Genomic DNA, 2,908 nt, shown 5'->3' with positions numbered 1-2,908 from the left:
AATATATACATAAAAAACTGTCGACAAAGTCTGAGCTTTGTCGACAGTTTTAATTGTTTTATTGATATAGGCTTAACAAAACTTTGTATATAAATTAGTTTTCTATCCTATTTATTTCAAATTCAATACTTGTCCTACTGTTAAGTCATTTGAACTTAAATCATTGAGTTCTTTAATTTCAGCTACACTTACGCCGCTTCTTTGAGAAATATTATATAATGTATCTCCTGATACGACTGTATGTGTATCTCCAGTAATTGTATCACTTGATTCATTCAACTGGTTATAGTGCTGTTGAACTAGACTATAAAACTGATTCATATCATATCCCCACTGGCTAAAGTAATTAATAGGATCAGTATGATCTGTTCCACCATAATATTGACTTATTGCGTTATGACTTATAACTGTTCCTGTCCCCTCATTATTATCAGCTAATGATGGTTTCAGTCCATTTTGATCTAACATTTTTGCTGTTAAGTATGCTTGGTTATTTACAGATTTAGCAAACTGATCGAATGTACTAGACTGTGCCAACTCTATTTGATAGAAATAGGGATTTGCTTTTGCACCAGCCCCCCATGCTAAATAATCACTTGAGGCTGTTTGTACAATTTTACTACTACCTGCATAAGCATGGACAAAGGCACTTTCGTAGTTATTATACATATAATTAATTTCTTCATCGATCGTACTATTAGAATTTGCTGTTTCATGAATAATCACGCCAATAAATTTATCTGACTTGTAATCATATTTTGGCAAACTATTCATTCTAGAATCTTGCGTAATCGTTGAAGGCTTAATATTATTTTTATCAATATAACTATTTACGTTTTGATAAGCTTCATTTGTATTGCGATTTGTTTCCATATCTGTTGAATGCTTTTCAGCAACTTTATTATGTAATTTTAAATCTTCGTCTGTTAATATGTTAGTTAATTCTTTTGGGTTCATCTTCTGTGCTTGTTCAAAACTAATTGATTTGCTTGTGTTCTCAGTCTGTTCATTATTTTTCTCATCCGCATTTACATAAAAATGAGATTGAGAAAGTAATAAACTAGATGTCAAAATTAAAGCTGTTCCAAACTTATACTTCATAATAATCCCCCTTAGATTTTATTGTTATATTGTATTACAAAATACAATTAATTAATATAGTTGAAGAATATTTCACTATATTAAATATTTATTACAAACAATATATTGTTCCATTCAAAACATCAAATCGCTCATCTACCCGTTTATCAACATGATAAATATATTACTTTTTATATGACTTTTCACTTTACAAAATAGAACATATGTTCGTATAATAAAGATACTATATGACTGGGGTGATTTTTATGTATGACTACAGTTATTGCTTAAATCGGGATATTTTATGTGTAGATTTGAAGAGTTTCTTTGCTTCTGTGTCTTGTATTGAAAAGGGTCTAGACCCATTAACAACGAAGCTTGCTGTTGTTGCTGATACGAAACGTCCAGGTTCTGTCGTACTTGCTGCTACACCACCATTAAAAGCAATTGGCATTAAAACGGGATCTCGTTTATTTGAAATTCCTCAACGTAAAGATATTTATGTTATTAATCCATCTATGAAAAAGTATATTCAACTATCAACTCAAATTAGTAAAATTGCTTTAGATTATGTAGCACCTGAAGATTTTCATCAATATAGTATAGATGAGTTTTTTATGGATGTTTCAGAATCTTATCATTTGTTTGCTCATTCTCCTTTTTCACTGGCTATGCAGTTGCAAGAACGTATATTTAATCTTGCCCATATTCGCAGTACGATTGGAATTGGTTCGAATATGTTACTTGCTAAACTATCTATGGATATTGATGCTAAACATACCCAACTCGGTATATCAGAATGGCGTTACGAAGATGTTCCTAATAAAGTTTGGTCAATTCAACCTTTAAGAGAAATGTGGGGTATCAATAGACGTACAGAAACTAAGCTCAACAAAAAAGGTATATTTACAGTAGGTCATTTAGCTAACTATCCAGTTGAATATTTGAAGCGGGACTTTGGTGTTATTGGTGTTGATTTACATTTACACGCTAATGGTATAGACGAAAGTATGATTAGGCAGCCGCATAAGGCATATGATAAATCTTTAGGAAAGTCTCAAATACTCATGCGTGATTACAGTATGAATGAACTCAAAACTGTACTAAACGAACAAGTAGATGAAGTTTATTATAGATCCAGAAAGTTAAACTTATACCCTACTCGAATAAGTGTTAGTGTTGGCTATGCTGATATAGGCGGTGTTCGTAAACAATTTACAAATAAGAATGGGTTTATGAATACTTACGTCATCGTAAATTTATTATGGGACTATTTATCGAAACAATTAGAACCTAATCGACTTTATCGAACAATTGCTATTTCATTTGGTAAGTTTATTCCAAATCAAATTAAACAATTATCTTTATTTGACGATCCATTTCAAGTTAAGACAGAAACAATAGAGAATCATTTAGATTTTATACGTATGAAATATGGAAAGAATATCGTAATGCGAGGTTCAAGCTTATTAAACAGTGGTACATTGTTAGAAAGAAAAGATTTAATCGCAGGCCATAAAGCTTAATATTTTAAAGATATGTCATATACAAACAGCAGTAAAATATTGAATTTATCAAATATTTTCCAAATAATTACTTTAAATGTGTATTTTTCCCAATTTATGTTTTAAAGATGCGTTTAAACATCCTTCACTTTGGATATATAAGAAGAAGTGCAAAAATAGGAGGTTGATATGCTCCCTGTTAAGTAAACACTTAAATAGTGAAAACTTAGCAGGGAGTTATATTATGACTAGAAATATTAAAATAGATATCAATACTTTATTAAAAGCTTTTGATTTATATGAACAAGGCTATAGCTTCTTAA

General features: G+C 30.3%; 2 protein-coding genes. One reads left to right on the top strand and one right to left on the bottom strand.

Annotated features, from left to right (window positions below; genetic code table 11):
- Positions 1-111: 111 nt before the first annotated feature.
- Positions 112-1,101, bottom strand: a complete 990-nt coding sequence (locus tag CD129_RS10075; protein WP_078357736.1) for a LysM peptidoglycan-binding domain-containing protein — start codon at positions 1,099-1,101, stop codon at positions 112-114.
- Positions 1,102-1,346: 245 nt separating this feature from the next.
- Here CD129_RS10075 and CD129_RS10070 point away from each other — a divergent pair, with 245 nt between their 5' ends.
- Complete coding sequence (locus tag CD129_RS10070) at positions 1,347-2,606, top strand: Y-family DNA polymerase (RefSeq protein ID WP_078357737.1); 1,260 nt, start codon at positions 1,347-1,349, stop codon at positions 2,604-2,606.
- The last annotated feature ends 302 nt before the right edge of the window (positions 2,607-2,908 follow it).

The organism is Mammaliicoccus fleurettii, from assembly GCF_003970575.1.
GTDB lineage: Bacteria > Bacillota > Bacilli > Staphylococcales > Staphylococcaceae > Mammaliicoccus > Mammaliicoccus fleurettii.
Note: the sequence above shows the minus strand (reverse complement) of the source record. Positions and strands in the feature narration are given on the sequence as shown.

What these genes read in the sequence shown, in the direction of transcription:
- CD129_RS10075 (WP_078357736.1), bottom strand. Translation starts at nt 1,101, where the DNA reads ATGAAGTATAAGTTTGGAACAGCTTTAATTTTGACATCTAGTTTATTA.
- CD129_RS10070 (WP_078357737.1), top strand. Translation starts at nt 1,347, where the DNA reads ATGTATGACTACAGTTATTGCTTAAATCGGGATATTTTATGTGTAGAT.